This window comes from Polynucleobacter sp. es-EL-1, assembly GCF_018687975.1.
Lineage (GTDB): Bacteria > Pseudomonadota > Gammaproteobacteria > Burkholderiales > Burkholderiaceae > Polynucleobacter.
In genome coordinates this window covers 1,082,175-1,099,853 of record NZ_CP061310.1, presented here as the reverse complement: position 1 = coordinate 1,099,853, position 17,679 = coordinate 1,082,175, and the positions used below count along the sequence as shown (strand labels likewise).

General features: G+C 44.4%; 26 protein-coding genes, 1 other RNA gene and 1 pseudogene. 25 read left to right on the top strand and 3 right to left on the bottom strand.

The features are described from left to right. Nucleotides 1-139: 139 nt before the first annotated feature. The 14 genes from FD974_RS05610 (at nt 140) to FD974_RS05545 (ending at nt 6,756) form a co-directional block, all read left to right on the top strand. On the top strand, nt 140-442 hold the full coding sequence (locus FD974_RS05610) for a hypothetical protein (RefSeq protein WP_215363167.1): 303 nt from the start codon (nt 140-142) through the stop codon (nt 440-442). A 9-nt stretch (nt 443-451) separates the two neighbouring features. Further along, entirely contained in the window at nt 452-787 is a 336-nt protein-coding gene (locus FD974_RS05605) for a hypothetical protein (protein ID WP_215363165.1), read from the top strand. After that, complete coding sequence (locus tag FD974_RS05600) at nt 777-1,049, top strand: helix-turn-helix domain-containing protein (protein WP_215363163.1); 273 nt, start codon at nt 777-779, stop codon at nt 1,047-1,049. The genes FD974_RS05605 and FD974_RS05600 overlap by 11 nt, the downstream gene beginning before the upstream one ends. Next, nucleotides 1,046-1,243: an HNH endonuclease gene (locus FD974_RS09820; RefSeq protein ID WP_215363160.1), complete on the top strand. Its 198-nt coding sequence runs from the start codon at nt 1,046-1,048 to the stop codon at nt 1,241-1,243. Before FD974_RS05600 ends, FD974_RS09820 begins: the two co-directional genes overlap by 4 nt. After that, complete coding sequence (locus tag FD974_RS05590; protein ID WP_215363158.1) at nt 1,240-2,919, top strand: DEAD/DEAH box helicase family protein; 1,680 nt, start codon at nt 1,240-1,242, stop codon at nt 2,917-2,919. The genes FD974_RS09820 and FD974_RS05590 overlap by 4 nt, the downstream gene beginning before the upstream one ends. A 55-nt stretch (nt 2,920-2,974) precedes the next feature. After that, entirely contained in the window at nt 2,975-3,283 is a 309-nt protein-coding gene (locus FD974_RS05585) for a hypothetical protein (RefSeq protein ID WP_215363157.1), read from the top strand. Nucleotides 3,284-3,287: 4 nt separating this feature from the next. Continuing rightward, on the top strand, nt 3,288-3,776 hold the full coding sequence (locus FD974_RS05580; protein ID WP_215363153.1) for a hypothetical protein: 489 nt from the start codon (nt 3,288-3,290) through the stop codon (nt 3,774-3,776). Then, nucleotides 3,773-4,348, top strand: a complete 576-nt coding sequence (locus tag FD974_RS05575) for a hypothetical protein (RefSeq protein ID WP_215363150.1) — start codon at nt 3,773-3,775, stop codon at nt 4,346-4,348. The genes FD974_RS05580 and FD974_RS05575 overlap by 4 nt, the downstream gene beginning before the upstream one ends. Further along, nucleotides 4,348-4,671: a hypothetical protein gene (locus FD974_RS05570; RefSeq protein WP_215363146.1), complete on the top strand. Its 324-nt coding sequence runs from the start codon at nt 4,348-4,350 to the stop codon at nt 4,669-4,671. The genes FD974_RS05575 and FD974_RS05570 overlap by 1 nt, the downstream gene beginning before the upstream one ends. A gap of 150 nt (nt 4,672-4,821) precedes the next feature. Then, the gene (locus FD974_RS05565; protein ID WP_215363144.1) at nt 4,822-5,202 is read left to right on the top strand and encodes a surface-adhesin E family protein; all 381 of its coding nucleotides are present in this window, start codon (nt 4,822-4,824) and stop codon (nt 5,200-5,202) included. Nucleotides 5,203-5,216: 14 nt separating this feature from the next. After that, nucleotides 5,217-5,567, top strand: a complete 351-nt coding sequence (locus FD974_RS05560) for a hypothetical protein (RefSeq protein ID WP_215363142.1) — start codon at nt 5,217-5,219, stop codon at nt 5,565-5,567. 23 nt (nt 5,568-5,590) lie between these two features. After that, nucleotides 5,591-5,959, top strand: a complete 369-nt coding sequence (locus tag FD974_RS05555) for a hypothetical protein (protein ID WP_215363140.1) — start codon at nt 5,591-5,593, stop codon at nt 5,957-5,959. Nucleotides 5,960-6,194: 235 nt separating this feature from the next. Continuing rightward, on the top strand, nt 6,195-6,485 hold the full coding sequence (locus FD974_RS05550; RefSeq protein ID WP_251374548.1) for a BrnT family toxin: 291 nt from the start codon (nt 6,195-6,197) through the stop codon (nt 6,483-6,485). Beyond that, nucleotides 6,445-6,756 (top strand): BrnA antitoxin family protein, encoded by a 312-nt coding sequence (locus FD974_RS05545; protein ID WP_215363136.1) that lies wholly within the window; start codon nt 6,445-6,447, stop codon nt 6,754-6,756. The genes FD974_RS05550 and FD974_RS05545 overlap by 41 nt, the downstream gene beginning before the upstream one ends. A 98-nt stretch (nt 6,757-6,854) precedes the next feature. On the opposite strand, the gene ffs is transcribed toward FD974_RS05545, so the two are convergent. Further along, nucleotides 6,855-6,952: signal recognition particle sRNA small type (gene ffs / locus FD974_RS05540), an RNA gene on the bottom strand. A gap of 32 nt (nt 6,953-6,984) precedes the next feature. On the opposite strand from ffs, the gene dnaX reads away from it, so the two are divergent. From dnaX to FD974_RS05515, 5 genes are all read left to right on the top strand, one after another. Next, nucleotides 6,985-8,649, top strand: a complete 1,665-nt coding sequence (gene dnaX, locus FD974_RS05535; protein WP_215363133.1) for a DNA polymerase III subunit gamma/tau — start codon at nt 6,985-6,987, stop codon at nt 8,647-8,649. Between the two features lie 60 nt (nt 8,650-8,709). Beyond that, nucleotides 8,710-9,033 (top strand): YbaB/EbfC family nucleoid-associated protein, encoded by a 324-nt coding sequence (locus tag FD974_RS05530; protein WP_215363130.1) that lies wholly within the window; start codon nt 8,710-8,712, stop codon nt 9,031-9,033. A gap of 21 nt (nt 9,034-9,054) precedes the next feature. Then, nucleotides 9,055-9,669 carry a recombination mediator RecR gene (recR, locus tag FD974_RS05525; RefSeq protein ID WP_215363127.1) on the top strand — a complete coding sequence of 205 codons (615 nt, stop codon included), beginning with the start codon at nt 9,055-9,057 and terminating at the stop codon, nt 9,667-9,669. A 113-nt stretch (nt 9,670-9,782) separates the two neighbouring features. Next, nucleotides 9,783-10,001 carry a ParD-like family protein gene (locus FD974_RS05520; RefSeq protein ID WP_215363122.1) on the top strand — a complete coding sequence of 73 codons (219 nt, stop codon included), beginning with the start codon at nt 9,783-9,785 and terminating at the stop codon, nt 9,999-10,001. Nucleotides 10,002-10,033: 32 nt separating this feature from the next. Further along, nucleotides 10,034-10,270, top strand: coding sequence for a type II toxin-antitoxin system RelE/ParE family toxin (locus FD974_RS05515; RefSeq protein WP_256437841.1), 237 nt, complete (start codon nt 10,034-10,036; stop codon nt 10,268-10,270). A gap of 49 nt (nt 10,271-10,319) precedes the next feature. On the opposite strand, the gene FD974_RS05510 is transcribed toward FD974_RS05515, so the two are convergent. After that, entirely contained in the window at nt 10,320-10,526 is a 207-nt protein-coding gene (locus FD974_RS05510; protein WP_215366894.1) for a hypothetical protein, read from the bottom strand. Between the two features lie 10 nt (nt 10,527-10,536). On the opposite strand from FD974_RS05510, the gene FD974_RS05505 reads away from it, so the two are divergent. The 6 genes and pseudogenes from FD974_RS05505 to rlmD all read left to right on the top strand — a co-directional run bounded on the left by FD974_RS05505 (nt 10,537) and on the right by rlmD (nt 16,614). Next, nucleotides 10,537-12,057, top strand: coding sequence for a TolC family protein (locus FD974_RS05505; protein ID WP_251374547.1), 1,521 nt, complete (start codon nt 10,537-10,539; stop codon nt 12,055-12,057). A gap of 54 nt (nt 12,058-12,111) precedes the next feature. Further along, nucleotides 12,112-12,906, top strand: a complete 795-nt coding sequence (surE, locus tag FD974_RS05500) for a 5'/3'-nucleotidase SurE (protein WP_215363117.1) — start codon at nt 12,112-12,114, stop codon at nt 12,904-12,906. A 29-nt stretch (nt 12,907-12,935) separates the two neighbouring features. Then, nucleotides 12,936-13,559, top strand: a pseudogene (locus FD974_RS05495) (protein-L-isoaspartate(D-aspartate) O-methyltransferase); the annotation flags it as partial. A 17-nt stretch (nt 13,560-13,576) separates the two neighbouring features. Further along, complete coding sequence (locus FD974_RS05490) at nt 13,577-14,326, top strand: peptidoglycan DD-metalloendopeptidase family protein (RefSeq protein ID WP_251374546.1); 750 nt, start codon at nt 13,577-13,579, stop codon at nt 14,324-14,326. 34 nt (nt 14,327-14,360) lie between these two features. Further along, complete coding sequence (locus FD974_RS05485; RefSeq protein ID WP_215363113.1) at nt 14,361-15,182, top strand: 3'-5' exonuclease; 822 nt, start codon at nt 14,361-14,363, stop codon at nt 15,180-15,182. Beyond that, nucleotides 15,175-16,614 carry a 23S rRNA (uracil(1939)-C(5))-methyltransferase RlmD gene (gene rlmD, locus FD974_RS05480; RefSeq protein WP_215363111.1) on the top strand — a complete coding sequence of 480 codons (1,440 nt, stop codon included), beginning with the start codon at nt 15,175-15,177 and terminating at the stop codon, nt 16,612-16,614. The genes FD974_RS05485 and rlmD overlap by 8 nt, the downstream gene beginning before the upstream one ends. 74 nt (nt 16,615-16,688) lie before the next feature. Here the strand turns inward: rlmD and FD974_RS05475 are convergent, their stop codons facing one another. Then, a complete protein-coding gene (locus FD974_RS05475; RefSeq protein WP_215363109.1) occupies nt 16,689-17,390 on the bottom strand; it encodes a Bax inhibitor-1 family protein in 702 nt (233 codons plus the stop codon). Nucleotides 17,391-17,679 lie beyond the last annotated feature (289 nt).

Sequence of the window (17,679 nt, the reverse complement as noted above, 5' to 3'; positions counted from 1 at the left end):
ATTTCTGGGCCCCATTTTCATATTTTTTTGATTGGGGCCCCTGACTTTTCCCATTTCAGCTCGTCTTGTAGTTAAGAGCGAAGAAATTGGCGAGAAACAAAAGCAAATTCCTTCGTTTGTTGATTAACCCGGAGGATTTATGAAAACAAAACATGCAGAAGTAAGGGCGCAGCAAAGAGGCATTAATTACGGAGTGGAGCGGTTGTTACAGGCCTATGGAGAAGTTCGATCAGCCCCACACGGTTGCGTAATGCGATTTTTTAGCAAGAAGTCCATTCAAGAAATGGAAGCGGAGTTCGGTCATTTCTTCATTGCAAAAAATCATGAGAACTTGAGAAGTTACTTGATCGAGTCCCGTGAAGATCGTGCAATTGTGACTGTTGGAAAGCTTTATCAAAACCAACGCCTGACTAAATCCAAAGTTAATCGTCTTTATCACTAAGGAGTAGTCATGGAGATGATTCGAATGAATGGCCCAAAACAAGTCAAAGTTATCTATCAAGTTCTAAAAGAAGGGGTAGGTAGTCGATACAGAGATTTTGAGCTTCTTGAATATGCAAGTGCATTGCAAGAATTATTCAAAGAAGAGTATGAAGAGGGATATGACTATAAGCCTTCTTTTGATGAGCAGAACACAAAGGATGCATTCAGCCTAATGAGTTCTGATGAGGGTGAATTGATGTACGAAGAAAGAGATCTGCTTAATTCAGTTTATGAATTTGAATCGGATGAATTTATTACCAATAAGCCTTGGAAGAAATATTTTGGAGGAAGTTATGAGTGCTAATCGATATGGAGTGACTTTGGCATTAAAGGAGCATTTAGCGGCGGGTAATCCAATTACAAGATTAGAGGCAATTATTTATTTTGGTGTTCCGTCTTTAACGTCGAATATTTCAAAAATGCGCCAAGAGGGCTGGATGGTGAAGTCCCGAAAAGTCAATTATGTGAAGGTACTTTTGAGAATTAATAAGGTTGCAGTTGTAAAGCCACCATCAAATTTGCCGATTAATGAAATTGAAATGACGGAGTACTGGCTAGAGAAATGAAGAGATTTTTTGATAAACAGCAACGTTCAATTCTTGCTTGGGTATCCGGGGGAAGTTGTGCGATATGCAAAGAGAAATTAATGAGTAATTTTCATGCCGATCACGTTTTGGCATTTGTAAATGGCGGGAAGACTGTAACAAAAAATGGTCAGGCCTTATGCCAAAAATGTAATTTGACTAAAGGTACAAAGTGAATATTAAATTAAGACCCTGGCAAGTTGAGGCGCACCAAAAGGCGATGGACTGGTTAGTGCGCGGTAAAAAAGACCGTCATTTTTTAATAAATGCTGCCCCTGGTGCTGGAAAGACTCTAGCAGCGTGTGCAATAGCTAAAACATTGCTTGATAGTGAAGAAATCAACCGAGTGATTGTTATTGCACCACGTACGCAAGTAGTGACGCAATGGGCCGAAGACTTTACCCGCGTAACGGGAAGGCATATGGGTAAGGTTACAGCAAAAGATGGAGAGTTAGGTGATCTTGGCATGGATATTTGTGCCACTTGGTCTGCTATTCAAGGTCTTTGGCCAGAGCTGCAAGCTGTTTGCCAGTCCTCAAAGGTGTTAGTGATTTGTGATGAACACCATCATGCTGCGGTAGAGGCTGCTTGGGGTGAAAGTGCAGGCGGTGCTTTTGAGTCAGCCCAATTTGTACTGGTATTAACTGGAACCCCAATTCGTTCTGATGGTGCGGAGTCTGTATGGTTGGCCTATGACGATAGTGGCGCCATTTCTCATCCTGAAGAAGGCACATACACCTTAACTTATGGCGACGCTGTAGAGCTCGGGTATTGCAGACCAATCACATTTCACAAACATCAAGGTAAGTTTACGGTTGACCTTGGAGGTGAGGAGATAAAGGTTTCAGGAGACACTGAGCCTACATTACCTAAAAATTTAGCGCGAATTCCTGGGCTGCAAACCGCACTAGATTTTTATAAGCTGGCCAAGACGCCGCAGTATATCCCGGGAACTGAAAAGCCATTAATGACTGGTTATCAGGCCTCAATGATCGAGTCAGGTATCGAAAAGCTAAATCAGCTACGTCTAACAATGCCTGAGGCTGGTGGATTAGTGATAGCACCAAATATTGAGGTTGCCGAGTTCATGGCTTCTTTATTAGAGGATTTAGATGGTGAGAAGCCATTAATTGTTCATAGTCAGTTGGCTAATCCAGAAGACAAAATTAAACAATTTAGAAATACAACACGTAAGTGGCTAGTTTCCGTTGCGATGGTTTCTGAGGGTGTGGATATTCGTCGGCTAAGGGTATTAATTTATTTGCCTAACGCTCTAACCGAGTTGGCATTTAGGCAGGCGATGGGTCGCGTTGTTAGAACTGCTTCTTATGACGATTATTCACGTGCGTATGTTGTGATGCCGGCCTTTAAAACGTTTGAGAAATATGCGAAACGGGTTGAGGAGGAAATGTCTCCTGCTAACCGTGTTGATCCTGGCCCTCCAAAAGAGAAAGTCTGCCCTCAATGTGGCGATAGTCATCCACTATCAGCAACTGACTGTGAATGCGGGTATGAGTTTCCAAAGAAGCCAGAGGATAAGCAAGTTAAAAAATGCGTATCTTGCGGGGCGCTGAATTTGCGACGTACTGAGTCTTGCCATGCTTGTGGCCAGAGTTTTTCAACTGAATTTACTTTAACGCTTGAGGAGGCGCTGCGAGTAGGTGCAATTGTTAGGGGCATGGAGCTTGATGAAGGAGAGGTTCAAGGCTCAGAAGAAATGGCTCCCGAATTAAAGAGGCTCATTCTCAAAAGTGGTGATCAACATTTAATACGGTTTTTAAAAACAGTACCTGAGGAAAGCTACTCAAGGTTAGGTCGAATGTTGGATGAAGTACGTTCTGGGAAGTTGTAGGTAAGGCATGAATAAGTTGAGATTAGATAAAACAAGATTATTTAAGGATATTTCATTGAAAAATTTAAATACTGCAGTAGGCGTATTAACGCTGGTGATGGGTGGGCAGGTATTTGGACAAGTTGCGAATTGGGATAACTCGCCAGCCAATTGGAATAACAGCCAATCGAACTGGGATAACTCATCAGCTAACTGGAATAACAGTCCTAGGAATTGGAATAACAGTTCTAGTAACTGGAATGCAACTAATGGGGTTTATGACAACCAGGGCAAGCGACTTGGATATGAGGTGCAAGCGCCAACTGGTGTGACGAACGTATTTGATAACAACGGTAACCGCATTGGTTACGTACCAAGTAAGTGAGCTTATGACCGCACAAATATCAGAAACATTAATTTATGAAGATCAGAAACTTTCAATGTGCTCGCAACCTTTGGACTATTGGTTGTGTACAGCCGGTAAAGATATCGATTTCCAATCAACTTCTACGGCTTGTTGGCGTGGGTATACGGGAACATGGAAAGTGATAAATGATCGACTCTATTTGGCAAGTCTTAGTGGAACTGGTCGGAATGGGTCAAAACTAAGGATGAAAGATTTATTTCCTGATCATTCAAAAGGAGTTTTTGCGCATTGGTTTAGTGGTGAGGTGAGGTGTCCATTTGGCAAGATGCTGGATTACGTTCATATGGGGTATGGAAGTACTTTTGAAAAAGATTTATATCTCACTTTTAAAAAAGGAATGCTCGTTGCTAAACGTGTAATTACAAATGGCGTTGGCAAGGAGGGCGATCCCGAAGGGTATGGCGTAGCAGCATTTACAACATTCCCAGTAGATAAAAGTGGTTCGCAATGACATTGTATTTGCAAATATATATAGGCATAGGCTTAGTGATTTCGCTTGGGCTCTATCTATTTCAGTATGAGCGTCCTAGCCAGTTCGCAAAAGATATAGATAAGGCCATTCACGGTCAGAGACCTGAGAGACCCTGGCATTACCGCCTAAGAGAAAAATTAGTAATACCTGGAGCAATTTTGCTCATAACTTTATGTTGGCCAATTGCGATTTATATGGTCATCAAGGACTTAATAGATAAAAAAATGAATAGAGATAAAGAAGAAATTGAATATCCCTTTATTGCCAGACCGCAATACTTGCTTGAAGAATGCAGCATAAGTCAGATAGAGGCTGAAAACATCTACTCAGATCCGTTAAATGGAGTGTCAAGTCTGCCATTTGGTCATATGAGCAAAGCTTGGGTTGAGTTTGTAAATCAACTTAGTTCAGAAGGAAAACTACATCGCTTCAAAACACCTAAAGATACTCCTTTTGGGGAATATGGCGAGTTGCTAGAACAGGCTGTTGAGGGATACGCTATCACTTGCAACGGGCAGATAGTTTGCGAATTTATTAATGAGAGCTATTAATGCAAATAGAGATCAATACAAAAGAATTTTTAGAGCTAGTAACCCAGCTTAAGAAAAAAGGCCCAAAAACCAATACTAAGAAATATTTAAATGCAAAAGTAGATCTTTTTATGTTGGCAGGAATGGCAATTTTCAGAGTTGAAAGTGTTGAGCTTGCCGTGCCAGCTAAGGGGTATTGGGGAGCAAAAGTTACCTTTCCATTTGCTGTATTAATTAGTTATTTAACTGCTAAACCTGTTTCTGAAATTTTGAAGATTCAGTATTTAGAAAACAAAATTATTTTCGAGAATTTTAAGATTAGTGCAACGTCAACATATATATAGAGAGATAAATTGAATACCACTGAGATTACTTTTAAGTCTATTAGATGGGTGCTTATTTCCATTGCGATTGTATTTTCTATTCCCGTAGTTGCTTATTACGGAATCCATGAACTCTATGCAACAGCGCCCAACATTGTGTATTACCAAAGATTGAATGAGTTAAATGCCAGGTGGGAGAAGGTTGGAGAAACAGATGACTTTGCCGAATATTTGGATCCAGATCAAATCATCGCTAAGGATGATGCAATTTTTTATATAGTGGCTATGAGAAATTATTTTGATACGCAAAAAGGTGCCGAGGAATTGGATTACTTTTCAAAAATCTTAGAGGAGGAAATAGATTGCGTAAATCGCACTATTAAGCCTAAACAAGTCACTTTTTTTAAAGACAAATTAGCTAAAGGGGATTTTTCTGAGGGCCCTTTTGCGATGCGAGCAAAGGCATTTCATGTCTCTCCAAAGTCAGTCGGTAATAGAAAAATTGAATATGTTTGCAGTAATAAAGAAAACAAAGATAAGCAATTTATTTAGGAATAAACACATTTATGCGTGATTACACATTTTTTCAGGGCGCCCGTTTTTACATTAGCAATATTTTCAGAAGTGAGCGATTTGACGTAGATCGTCTTGATATGTCATGGGCCGATGATGAAAGGCCTGAATTTTGTAGAGGGCTACGGGTGATAGACCATCGCGAAGGTAATACAGAAATGGTTGATGGTGAAGAGGCTGATAGCTTGATTTATAGCCTGGCTTATATCAGCTCCAAAGATACAGATTCTGGGCCAGGAGTGGTTGATATCTATTTGTTAAATGCACTTAAAACAAAAGATTTTTTGGTGAGCAATCATGAAAAATTAGAAGTAGCAAAGCCTAAAGAAGATTTATTGCATTGATAGAAATAATTGATAAAGAGAATATGAGTAAATTGAACTGTAGTCCTGGTGATTTGGCAATTACTGTTAACTGTATTTGCCCAGAAAATTTGGGAAATATTGTGAAGGTTGTTGAGTACCTGGGCCTCAAAGATTGGGGCATGTCTGATGAGTCACTGCCTACATGGGAGGTTGAAATTCAGGTAGAGAATCGGTGGCTACTATATGAGCTAGATGGATATGCGCAGACCTCTAAGTCAGGGCCCGTCCCAGATCGCTGCTTGAGACGTATCGCCCCGCCAGATTTAATGGATGTTGATGAGGTGGACTTATCTAATTTGTTTGACAATGACTCTGATGGATCCTTGATGGTCGTAAGGCCCATCCATTTCCTACGCCCAAATCATCCCTAATAGCTGTTAAATCCCTTTCCAAACCTCTACGCTAAATCTTTCTGACTACCGGGGAGATTTGGAATGCAGGTTACTTTTGAGTGCACTCACAAGCAACAACGCTTATTTAGATTGGTGCTGGATTCCCGAGTAGTGCTTGTACTGCTGATCATCTGGATGATTTGGGGCATCCTGAGAGTGCTCCGCATTCTTTAATTGTTTGTTACTACAAATAATTACTTGAATGATCAATAATTTGTTATTACAATTAAATAATTCAATTGAGTTTGATCCCCAAAAGCGCGTTCAAACTCTTTTGGAGCGTGGTCTTGATTTTGCACGTGCTGGAGAGGTTCTTAGTCAAACTATCCATACATTTCAAGACTTACGTCAGAGCTATGGCGAATCTCGATTTATTACTTTGGGATTTTTAGATGGTCGATTGACTGTGGTGGTTTGGACTCAAAGAGGGTCAAGAAAAAGAATCATATCGATGAGGAATGCAAATGAGCGTGAAACGAAAGAATACAGCCGAGGAATGGATTGATCCTGATGATGCTCCTGAAGTAACAGCCGAGGATTTAAAGCGAGGTGTGTGGTCGATAGACGGAGAAGTCGTTTCCGAAAGAGACGGTCGAGAGGCCTTTGCCAAGAGGCTTCGCGGCAGACCAGTCGGAAGTGTGAGTAAGAACCCAAAGAAATTAACAAGCATTCGTTTGTCAGCAGAAGTCATCGAGCAATTTAAAGCTGCTGGATCTGGGTGGCAGACAAAAATTGATCTGGCCCTAAAGGATTGGTTGTTAACCCATCAACCTTAAATCACAACTATTGTTAGTAAAAATCTGTGCTGTTGCCAATAAGGCAATAAATGTTGCGATTTGAGCAATATGCTGAAGTAAAAAATCTACAGGGGAAGGTGGACGAGCCCGACCCCCGGCACTGACAGAATTGGGTTTGGCTGCTTCGTTCCCGACCTGACCAGGTTATCCAAACCGCCATGCGGGGAGGCCCGTCCAATTCCATTTTAGCTTGTTAGAATGGAGTCCATGACTTCATTGGCTTTAGCCCGTTTGTGGCGCCCTAAAACTTTCTCCCAATTGGTAGGACAAGACCATGTGGTTAAGGCCTTAACCCATGCCTTGGACCAAGGTCGCCTACACCATGCTTGGCTCTTTACAGGTACACGTGGGGTCGGAAAGACCACCATTGCCCGAATTATGGCCAAAGCCCTCAATTGCACTGGCGAAGATGGTCAGGGTCGCATGACTTCAGAGCCTTGCGGAAAATGCCCAGCTTGCCTAGAAATCGATGCAGGACGCTTTGTTGACTATATTGAGATGGATGCTGCGAGTAATCGTGGTGTCGATGATATTGCTGCCCTTTTAGAGAAAGCAGCTTATGCCCCAAGTAATGCGCGTTACAAGGTTTACATGATTGACGAGGTGCACATGCTCACCAATCATGCCTTTAATGCCATGCTTAAGACGCTCGAAGAGCCGCCAGAGCACGTCAAATTTATTCTAGCTACGACAGATCCACAAAAGATCCCGGTAACTATTTTGTCGCGTTGCCTGCAGTTCAACCTCAAGCAAATGCCGGTGCCACTCATTGTTGAGCATTTAGAAAAAGTACTCGCCGCTGAAAGTGTCGAATATGAAACCAATGCACTACGTGTTTTGGCAAAGGCGGCGCAAGGCTCAATGCGTGATGCTTTATCCCTAACGGATCAAGCCATTGCCTATGCTGCTGGAAAAGTCTCAGAAGAATCTGTGCGCGGTATGCTGGGTACTTTAGACGACGCCTATCTCATTCGCATTCTGGATGCCTTAATTGCTAAAGATGGCGCTACCTTACTGGCGATCTCGAACGAGATGGGTGAGCGAAGTATGTCTTTCTCATTGGCACTCGCTGATTTATCTAGCCTCATTCAAAAAATTGCTGCTGCACAAATCGTCCCTGAATCCGTTTTAGAGGATTGGCCAGAGGCAGCAGAGATTCGTCGCTTGGCTGATGCACTAACAAAAGAAGAGGCGCAACTCTTTTATCAAATTAGCATTACCAGTCGCCCCGATTTATCACTTGCTCCTGATGAGCAAACCGGCTTTGCTATGACGCTTTTGCGTATGTTGGCTTTCCGTCCCGGAAATGATGGCGTTAGAGCGGGTGGCAATAGCGCACCTCCAGTAGCCAGTGCTCCAAGACCAGCTAATACAACTGTAGCGGCGCCAGCACGTAGCGCTCCTACTGCCTCATCATCTGCTGCTGCTTCGGCTTCTCAGTCTGCAGCTCCAGCTGCCCCTTCAGCACCGGTCGCTGCTAGTGCCGCAGCTCGCCCTGACTGGCATGCCTTGATGCGCCAATTACCGGTTAAGGGTTTAGTGCAGCAGTTGGCCTTTCAGACAGAGTTACAAGACTGGAATGATGCAGCCACTGGGGTGCGTGCAACGATCGTGACACCTATGCCCCAACTCGCTTCAGAGGCTTCAGTAGCACGTCTTGCCGATGCGTTGACGGCTCACTTTGGCAAGCCTGTGAAATTGCTGATCGAAAAGGGTGAAGTAGAGGGCAAAACCGTAGCAAAAGTGGATGCCCAGATTCATCAAGAGAAAAGACAGAATGCAGAGCAAATGATTGCGCAAGATCCTTTTATTCTGCAATTAGAAAAAGAGTTTGGAGCCAAGGTAGTTGGTGGCTCTGTGAAGCCTTTGTGATGAACTCGCACTGACTTCAATGATTAATTAATAAACACGTATTCATAAGGAAATAAAGCGATGATGAAAGGTGGCCTTGCAGGTTTGATGAAACAAGCCCAGCAGATGCAAGAGAAGATGAAGGTGGCACAAGAGCAGTTAGCTGCCTTAGAAGTAACGGGTCAAGCTGCCGGCGGACTAGTGAAAGTCACCATCTCTGGTAAATATGAAATGAAGCGTGTACAAATCGATCCCAGCGCGATGGACGATCGTGAAATGCTCGAGGACCTATTGGTAACTGCCTATACCGAAGCCTTTAAGCAAGTAGAAGCTGCTAGTGCACAAGTAATGTCAGGCGCTACTGCTGGTATGCCGATGCCTCCAGGCTTTAAGTTGCCGTTTTAATTATTCATTGAAAAATCATTAATGGCACGCCATGAAGCTCCGCAAGATGCACTCGGTCGACTGATCGAAGCATTACGCGTTTTACCTGGTGTTGGCCCCAAGTCAGCCCAGCGTATGGCTTTTTATTTACTGCAGCATGATCGTAATGGCGCAGCGGTATTGGCTCAGTCACTTGGTGAAGCAGTTGAAACGGTTGGTCATTGTGCGCGTTGCAATACCTTCTCAGAGACTCAAATCTGTAGCACTTGTAGTGACGATCGTCGCGATCCTTCGCTGCTGTGTATTGTGGAAACCCCTGCTGACCAAGTGATGGTTGAGCAAACTTTGAGTTTTAAGGGAAACTATTTTGTCTTGATGGGGCGCATCTCTCCGCTCGATGGCATGGGTCCTAATGAAATTCATTTTGATCGATTGCTCAGCCGGATTGAGGTGCCTGATACCGGTGTACCGGTCAGAGAGGTAGTGCTCGCTACGAATTTCACGAGTGAGGGTGAGGCTACAGCCCATTACATTGGTGAAGTACTCAAAGCCAAAGGTATCAAAGTCACCAGAATTGCTAGAGGTATCCCTGTGGGAGGTGAACTTGAATATGTTGATGCAGGCACCTTAGCCAGAGCGCTGATGGATCGCCGATAAGCACCTAAGGTGCAGTTCCTTTTCTAACTATCCTATGTTTTGTGCTTATTGTAAAAAGGTTACTTTTTGCAACCTTTTGTATTAAATTGATCCAAGTTAAATGGAAGCTCATTATGGCAATAGCAATTAAGTTATCGGATGTATTGGTGGAAGATGCCAAGCCTTATGCTCAAGCAATGCATCGATCCGTGCCTAAGCAAATCGAGTATTGGGCCCGTTTGGGCAAGGTGGCTGAAGAAAACCCTGATCTGCCCATCACCATGCTTCAAGATATGCTGGTGAGTATTGAAGAGGTAAAGGCTGGAAATTTATCCCCTTATAAGTTTGGATGAACGTATTAACAACGCCCTGATTTGATAGGGCAATTAAGAAAATTTCACTAGCAGAGAAGCAAGCCCTTGATTCTGCAGTCAAGGCGATTGTCTCTGAGCCAGCTCTAGGTGAGATGAAAAAGGGTGATTTAACGGGTGTTCAGGTATATAAATTTCGATACCTAAGGCAGCAAATGTTGTTAGCCTATTCAGTTAGTCTTGATGGAGCCAAACTGGTATTAATGGGTTATGGAGTTCATGAAAATTTCTATCGAGATCTAAAGCGATAGGATCTTGGATAGTTCTCCAGAATCAACCGTCACTAATTGGGCATAAATTTTAGGTAAGTAAGCCTGCACCAAATGAATTTAATTCTTCAGCGCAGCCAATCTTTCCGGCAGGGTCAGTAGCTTGCCGAGTCAAACGATCTCGTATTCGCAAGAGCGAATTGGTGAGCTTTACTACAACGCTATAATCACCAAAACCCCCTGTAATCGATGGGAAATCTACCTTCGGGATGAAAAATAGCGTTTTTAAAAGTGTCAAGGCAGCTAATTTGGCTAACAATCTAGCAAAAGTGAATCAGCACTCTATTGTGGTGGGGCCGCGCTCCTTAAAGCGAGCTGCATTTGCTATTGCCGCAACGGCACTCGCACTACCACTGCATGCTCAAACAGTTACTCCTAATCTTCCTGGTCCAGCGACCGTCACTGTTCAGGCAGGTCAGGAGTCATCGTCTTTAAGTAATCCACCGAGCTTACGTGTACAAGCTAATGAAGTGCTGAAGCAGCCAGTGACAGAAGCTAATACGCCAAAAATATATACCCAAGGAATAGCATCTTCAGCTGAGCAGATGGATTTGCGTCAGCTGTGGCTAGCCCTAAAGCTAAACAATCCTCAGTTATCCTCTTTGCGTGAGTCTTATTTGTCTGCCAAGGCAACAGTGCCACAGATCAATGCGCCAGCCAACCCCCAAGTGGGTTTAGTGTGGTCTGGTATGCCACCGAATTCTCCGTTTGCATTGGGGGGTGCTAATGCCCCAAGTGCTACTTATCCTCAAGGTATTAGTAGCAATAATGGATTTTCTTTTGCACAACCATTTCAATTTCCAGGTAAGAAAAGTCTTGCCTCAGAAATCGCCAATACCAATGCTGAAGCTTTACTTGCGCAAAGCGAATCCACTTATTTGCAATTGGGGGCGCAACTATCCACCCTTTTTTACAGTGCTTTAGCTTATCAAAAAGAGTTGCAGGTATTAAAGAACGCCGCCATGCGTTTGGAGAAAATTAAAAACTTGGCTAAAGCGCGCAATAATAAACAGACAACTTCCAATGTTGAATTTCTCAATGCACAGGTTGCGCAAAATGCTGCTCTAGCCGATCAATTTTTGATTGAGCGTCAATTGCATGTTGCAATTAAAAATATTAATACACTCATCGGACGACACTCTCGTGAGAATTTGGTATTAGTGGGGAATATGCATCGCGCAATGACGATGCCTAGCTTACTAGAGCTGGAAGACTTTGCTGAAACCAATCATCCTTCATTAAAGAGTTCAGCGCTACAACTTGAGGCGGCGCGTAAAGGTGTTGACCTGGCTAAAAAGGCCTATTTGCCAGACTTCCAGGTGATAGGCTCCTCTTTTACTCCGCGCGGACCATTCTCTGCCAACAATGGGGCAATGTACTATCAGTTCGAGTTAGATCTCATTATTCCGCTGTATTTCTTTACTAAAGAAAAATATGGGGTAGAGCAAGCTCAGCGTAGTCAAGCGGCTGCCGAAGCGGGGAGCGTTTCTAGTCGTCAGCAAATCGTATTGGCAGTTAATAGTGCCTATGCCTACTATGATCAAGCCAGACGACAGGCACAATTTTTAAAAGAACGTCAGTTGCCTCAAGCAGGTGACGCTTATCAGGTTAGCTTGACCCAGTACTCCAATAATGGACGAGGTTTTAATGATTTACTCATCGCCCAAACCCAATTACGTAGTCTGGAAGTGCAACTGGCTTTAGCGGAAAGCAATCTCCTGCAAGCGCAAGCTGTATTGTTGGCTACCGCTGGTAAAGAGCCCTTTTAATTGTATTTAGGCGGTCCTATCTGATTCAGAGAGAGATAAAGGTAAAGTAGAGCTATGAACGAACCCCTAAAACAACCCCATATCCTCATTTCTAATGATGATGGATATTTAGCTCCTGGCCTCTTGGCTTTGGTCAATGCCATTCGACCATTGGGCAAGGTGACTGTTATTGCCCCCGAGCAAAACCATAGCGGGGCCTCTAACTCCTTAACACTTTCTAGGCCTTTATCGATTCATCGAGTGGCTGGTGGAGAGCGTGACGGCTTTTTATTTGTGAACGGCACACCAACTGATTGTGTGCATATCGCCATGACTGGTTTCTTGGATGAAAAGCCAGATTTAGTCGTCTCTGGAATTAATCAGGGTGAGAACATGGGTGAAGATACCCTGTACTCTGGAACGGTGGCAGCAGCCATTGAAGGGGTGATGTTTGGCGTACCCGGAATTGCTTTCTCACAAATCGATAAAGGTTGGAGTCGCATTGAAGATGCAGCAAAAGCTGCGCACGATATTGTTGCGCAAATGCTGGTCTCTAAATTAGCGCATTCAGAAGGCGTTGCTACTTTATTGAACGTTAATATTCCAAATCGCCCTTATGCGGATTTATACCGTTGGCGGGTCACGCGTTTAGGTAATCGTCATCACTCACAGCCAGTGGTCATGCAAAAAAGCCCTAGGGGCGAAGATATCTATTGGATTGGCGCTGCTGGCCATGCTAAAGATAGTTCTGAAGGTACGGACTTTCATGCGATTGATGAGGGTTGCATCTCCATTACACCAATGCAACTGGACCTAACGCACCATGCGCGTTTGGCTGCCATGCGTGAGAATGGTTGGACGCGCGGTTGAAGTCAGCGGCAGAGCGCAATGCCGGTCATCGGCAAGCTTTAGCGGCTAAAGTGTTAGCGGCCGGAGTCAAGCACGGCAAAACTTTAGAGGCTATTGCAACCGTTCCACGGCATGCTTTTATGGATGCTGGCATGCATCCCCAGGCTTATGAAGATACGGCATTACCCATTGGACATTCACAAACGATCTCCAAGCCATCGGTTGTCGCTCGCATGATTGAGTTATTGCATAAGCCCCGTCACAAACTGGGTAAGGTATTAGAGATTGGGACTGGCTGTGGTTATCAAGCCGCTGTTTTAAGCTTACTGGCAGATGAGGTGTATTCCATTGAGCGCATTCGTCCCTTGCACGATATGGCTAGAGCAAAACTGCGCCCATTTCGTATTAACAATCTACGCTTAATTTATGGCGATGGGATTTTGGGGTTACCGCAGGCTGCACCATTTGATGGCATTATTTTGGCGGCAGCCGGTTTGGGTATTCCTGACGCCTTATTAGATCAATTGGCGATTGGTGGCCGTTTAGTGGCCCCAGTAGCTAAAAATGAAAAAGAGCAGCAACTCATTATGGTTGAGCGAATGAGCTCCCAGCGCTATCAGAGGACGGTTTTGGACGAGGTCTTTTTTGTACCCTTACAATCAGGGGTAGTATGAAATCTCCCATATATTCAATGACTAAATACTTCTTATTGCTCCTTGCAGCTAGCGCCGTTCTTTTAAATACGGGGTGTTCGACTCCTCGTACTAAGCCTGCCAGTGTGATTGATCGCAGTGGAGGCGGCAATGAGCCAGTGCCTGCTGGTTATTACCGCGTTAAACGGGGTGATACCTTAGCGCGTATTGCTTTGGATAATGGTCAATCCCCTCGTGATTTAGCCCGCTGGAACAACCTATCCAATCCTAATTTGATTGAAGTAGGCGATCTCATTTTGGTCAGACCACCTGAAGGCAGCAAGATGACTGTCAAGCCAACTCCAAGGTCTTCTGGAGAAATGAGTAAAGGCGAGGTTTCAAAGGCTGAGACACCTAAAACAGAGGCTGCGAAAGAAGTTGTTGCTGAGCCAGGTATTCGTTTAGAGTGGCCAGCCAAAGGTAAAGTAGTTGAAGAATTTAGCGAAAAGACTAAGGGTATTGATATTGCTGGCAAGTTAGGCGAGCCAATCACTGCCGCTTCAGATGGTAAGGTGGTTTACGCGGGTAATAGTTTGCGAGGTTATGGAAATCTCGCGATTATTAAGCACGACAATACTTACTTAACGGCATATGCCCATAATCGCAATTTACTCGTCAAAGAGGGTGATGCGGTTAAAAAGGGTCAGAAAATTGCTGAGATGGGTGACACTGATACCAATTCAGTGAAGTTGCACTTTGAACTTCGCGTCAATGGCAAGCCAGTAAACCCAATGCCATACCTGCAGTAATAGCGTCCCGCTAAACTGCCCATTATTTTCTAGCATGGCAACCGTTCTCGTTTTTGATATTGAAACGATTCCAGATGTTGCTGGTTTGCGTCGCCTAGATGATTTCCCGGCATCAATGTCGGACAGCGAAGTGGCTAGTAAAGCGATGGCTGATCGTCTTGAGAAAACAGGCAGCGAATTTTTGCCCCTATATTTACAGAGAATCTGTGCGATTTCTTGTGTGATTCGTAGAACGACCAAAGAAGGTACTCCGCAAATTAAAGTGGGTACGCTGGGCACTGTACAAGATGACGAGAAGGTTTTAATACAAACCTTCTTTGAGTTGATTGAAAAATACACACCACAATTGGTCTCCTGGAATGGCAGTGGCTTTGATTTGCCGGTGCTGCATTACCGTGCGCTAGCTAATCACATTCAAGCTCCACGCTATTGGGAAATGGGTGAGAGTCAAGAAAATGACAGCCGAGAATTCAAGTGGAATAACTACATCAGTCGTTACCACATGCGCCATTTAGATCTTATGGATCTATTGGCTAAATTCAACGGCCGTGCAAATGCGCCTTTAGATGGCTTAGCTAAACTGTGTGGTTTTCCAGGCAAGATGGGTATGGACGGCAGCCAAGTTTGGCCTGCCTACCTCGATGGGAAACTTGAAGACATTCGGCGCTATTGCGAAACGGACGTCGTCAATACCTATCTCATGTATTGTCGTTTTCAGCTCTTACGGGGTGGTTTTTCACTGGCTGAATATGAAGAAGAAATTGCATTTGTGAAAACCTATTTAGAGGGTTTATCCAAAGAGCCCAATGGTGCACAGTGGCAAGAATATCTTTTAGGTTTTTCTCAGGATGCGTAGAGGAGAAAAGCCCATTCACCTAGTGGTGACTGAGCCAGTGATCGTAGAGGCTTTAGATTTAGACGCACAAGGCATAGCCCGTTTGGCTCCCAATGAAGAAGAGGCTGCCCAAGGTCAAAGTGGCAAAGTGATCTTTATTCAAGGCGCATTACCCACTGAACGCGTAACTTATGTAATCACCCGAGATAAAGCTCGCTTTAGTAAAGCCAAGGTTCTCGATATCCTCAAGCCTGCAGTCTTTAGGGCGCAGCCTAAGTGTGCTGCGTTTGGTGTATGCGGGGGATGTTCCATGCAGCATCTGGATATTCGAGCACAAGTAGCTATGAAGCAACGAGTGCTTGAGGATGATCTGAAGCATATCGCCAAAGTAGCCCCCGAAGAAATACTGCGCCCGATGGGTGGCCCCACATGGGAATATCGTCACCGCGCACGCTTAAGTGCGGTCAATCGCTCCATTAAAAAAGGCACGGTCTTAGTTGGCTTTCATGAAGGCAAGAGTGCCTATGTTGCGGATATGACAGCCTGTGAGATCTTGCCAAGCAAGGTCTCACAATTGTTGCCCGAGTTGCGTAAGTTAGTGATGGGTTTATCTATCGTCGATCGCATGCCCCAGATTGAAATCGCGGTAGGGGAACCTGAGGACCCGCAGTCTTCCGACCCCCAAAAACATCAGGCAGTTATTGCTTTGGTGTTTCGCACGCTCTTGCCTTTAACTCCAGCAGATGAGCAATTGCTCAGAGATTTCGCTGACCTACATCAGGTATGGATTTGGTTGCAACCAAAGGGTGTTGAAACTGTAGCACCGTTTTATCCCTTAACCGGAAAGCTTTGTTACCGCTTGCCGGAGTTTGAAATTGAGATGCCGTTTAAGCCTGCGGATTTCACGCAGGTGAATCACATGATGAATCGCGCTTTAGTCAGCAAGGCCATTCGCCTGCTAGAGGTCAAGCCTTCTGACCGAGTACTCGATTTGTTTTGTGGAATTGGTAACTTCACTTTGCCTCTGGCTAGAAAAGCAAAAAGTGTTTTGGGAATCGAGGGTTTAGAAAGTCTCACCATGCGAGCAAAGGAAAATGCTATTCATAATGGCCTGGCAGAGAAGGCAAGCTTTATGCGTAGTGATTTGTTCGAGGTGAGTGCAGAAACGATTGCATCATGGGGTCAAGCCCAACGTTGGTTGATGGACCCACCACGCGAGGGTGCCATGGAAATTTGTTTAGCATTAGCCCAGTTGCATCAGCAAAACAGCCCTTTGTTACCGACTCGCATTGTGTATGTGTCTTGCAATCCTAAAACGCTTGCTAGAGATGCGGATATCTTGTGTCACCAGGCTTCTTATGTGCTCAAGAGTGCTGGGATTGTGAATATGTTCCCGCACACCTCCCATGTGGAATCGATTGCAGTGTTTGAGCTTGAGTCTAGAAAGCAATAGAACAAGGTAGCAAAAAAAAGGCGCTACAAGAGCGCCTTTTGAGTAAAAACTACAGGACTAAAAATTTCTGATACTTAATCTCTATTACCGCCAGCAATGCCAAGCAATGCCAGTAGGTTGGTAAAGATGTTGTAGACGTCTAAGTAAATAGCTAAAGTCGCCATGACGTAGTTGGTCTCGCCGCCATTGATGACGCGTTGAACGTCAACCAATATAAAGGCGGAAAAAATCGCAATTGCCAATACCATCACAGTGAGCATCAGGGCGGGTAACTGCAACCAGATGTTTGCGAGAGAGGCTACGATCAAGAGCAAAACGCCAACCATCAACCATTTGCCCATGCCAGAGAAATCACTCTTGCTAACACTAGCAATGGTTGCCATGACAGCAAAGATTGACGCGGTGCCACCAAACGCCAGCATGATCAGTGTTGCACCGTTGCTGTAACTATTGAGGGTGTAACCAATCAAGCCGGACATCATGATGCCCATGAAGAAGGTGAAACCCAACAATAAGAGAACGCCTAAGCCGCTATCCTTGTTTTTTTGGATTGCCCAGAAGAATCCAAAAGCAATCGCCATAAAGACGATAAAGCCCAGGAATGGATTGCCGGCCATGAAGTTCAAGCCAAAGGCAACGCCTAACCAAGCGCCAATCACGGTAGGGACCATGGAGAGCGATAGCAGGGCATAAGTGTTGCGTAATACGCGGTTACGTATTTGCGGGGTGCTAATCGGACGAGATTGCCCAAAGCCGTAAGAGTTCAGATCACTCATATTGACTCCTTTTCAGTAATAATTTCTTGAGCCCACCAGGGGCTGTTGTCATTAAGTATAGACAAAAGAGGGTAATTTCAAGGGCTTGGGGCAAATAGAGTGAAAAAGACCACAAAGTGAGGGGTTATGCCCTGTAAATTCAATGGCTTAGCAGGGCTCAGATCAGGGTAAATACGGTCAGCCGATGTATAATTCGGGGGTCGCTGAAATCGTAGAGCGCTATCAGAATTGGCAAGGCAAGCCTTGTTGAGCCTTTTAAGCACTGTTTTGGCATAAACCTTTGAAATTA

Coding starts and splice junctions, on each gene's coding strand:
- FD974_RS05610 (WP_215363167.1), top strand. CDS start 140: ATGAAAACAAAACATGCAGAAGTAAGGGCGCAGCAAAGAGGCATTAAT.
- FD974_RS05605 (WP_215363165.1), top strand. CDS start 452: ATGGAGATGATTCGAATGAATGGCCCAAAACAAGTCAAAGTTATCTAT.
- FD974_RS05600 (WP_215363163.1), top strand. CDS start 777: ATGAGTGCTAATCGATATGGAGTGACTTTGGCATTAAAGGAGCATTTA.
- FD974_RS09820 (WP_215363160.1), top strand. CDS start 1,046: ATGAAGAGATTTTTTGATAAACAGCAACGTTCAATTCTTGCTTGGGTA.
- FD974_RS05580 (WP_215363153.1), top strand. CDS start 3,288: ATGACCGCACAAATATCAGAAACATTAATTTATGAAGATCAGAAACTT.
- FD974_RS05575 (WP_215363150.1), top strand. CDS start 3,773: ATGACATTGTATTTGCAAATATATATAGGCATAGGCTTAGTGATTTCG.
- FD974_RS05570 (WP_215363146.1), top strand. CDS start 4,348: ATGCAAATAGAGATCAATACAAAAGAATTTTTAGAGCTAGTAACCCAG.
- FD974_RS05560 (WP_215363142.1), top strand. CDS start 5,217: ATGCGTGATTACACATTTTTTCAGGGCGCCCGTTTTTACATTAGCAAT.
- FD974_RS05555 (WP_215363140.1), top strand. CDS start 5,591: ATGAGTAAATTGAACTGTAGTCCTGGTGATTTGGCAATTACTGTTAAC.
- FD974_RS05545 (WP_215363136.1), top strand. CDS start 6,445: ATGAGCGTGAAACGAAAGAATACAGCCGAGGAATGGATTGATCCTGAT.
- dnaX (WP_215363133.1), top strand. CDS start 6,985: ATGACTTCATTGGCTTTAGCCCGTTTGTGGCGCCCTAAAACTTTCTCC.
- FD974_RS05530 (WP_215363130.1), top strand. CDS start 8,710: ATGATGAAAGGTGGCCTTGCAGGTTTGATGAAACAAGCCCAGCAGATG.
- recR (WP_215363127.1), top strand. CDS start 9,055: ATGGCACGCCATGAAGCTCCGCAAGATGCACTCGGTCGACTGATCGAA.
- FD974_RS05520 (WP_215363122.1), top strand. CDS start 9,783: ATGGCAATAGCAATTAAGTTATCGGATGTATTGGTGGAAGATGCCAAG.
- surE (WP_215363117.1), top strand. CDS start 12,112: ATGAACGAACCCCTAAAACAACCCCATATCCTCATTTCTAATGATGAT.
- FD974_RS05490 (WP_251374546.1), top strand. CDS start 13,577: ATGACTAAATACTTCTTATTGCTCCTTGCAGCTAGCGCCGTTCTTTTA.
- FD974_RS05485 (WP_215363113.1), top strand. CDS start 14,361: ATGGCAACCGTTCTCGTTTTTGATATTGAAACGATTCCAGATGTTGCT.
- rlmD (WP_215363111.1), top strand. CDS start 15,175: ATGCGTAGAGGAGAAAAGCCCATTCACCTAGTGGTGACTGAGCCAGTG.
- FD974_RS05475 (WP_215363109.1), bottom strand. CDS start 17,390: ATGAGTGATCTGAACTCTTACGGCTTTGGGCAATCTCGTCCGATTAGC.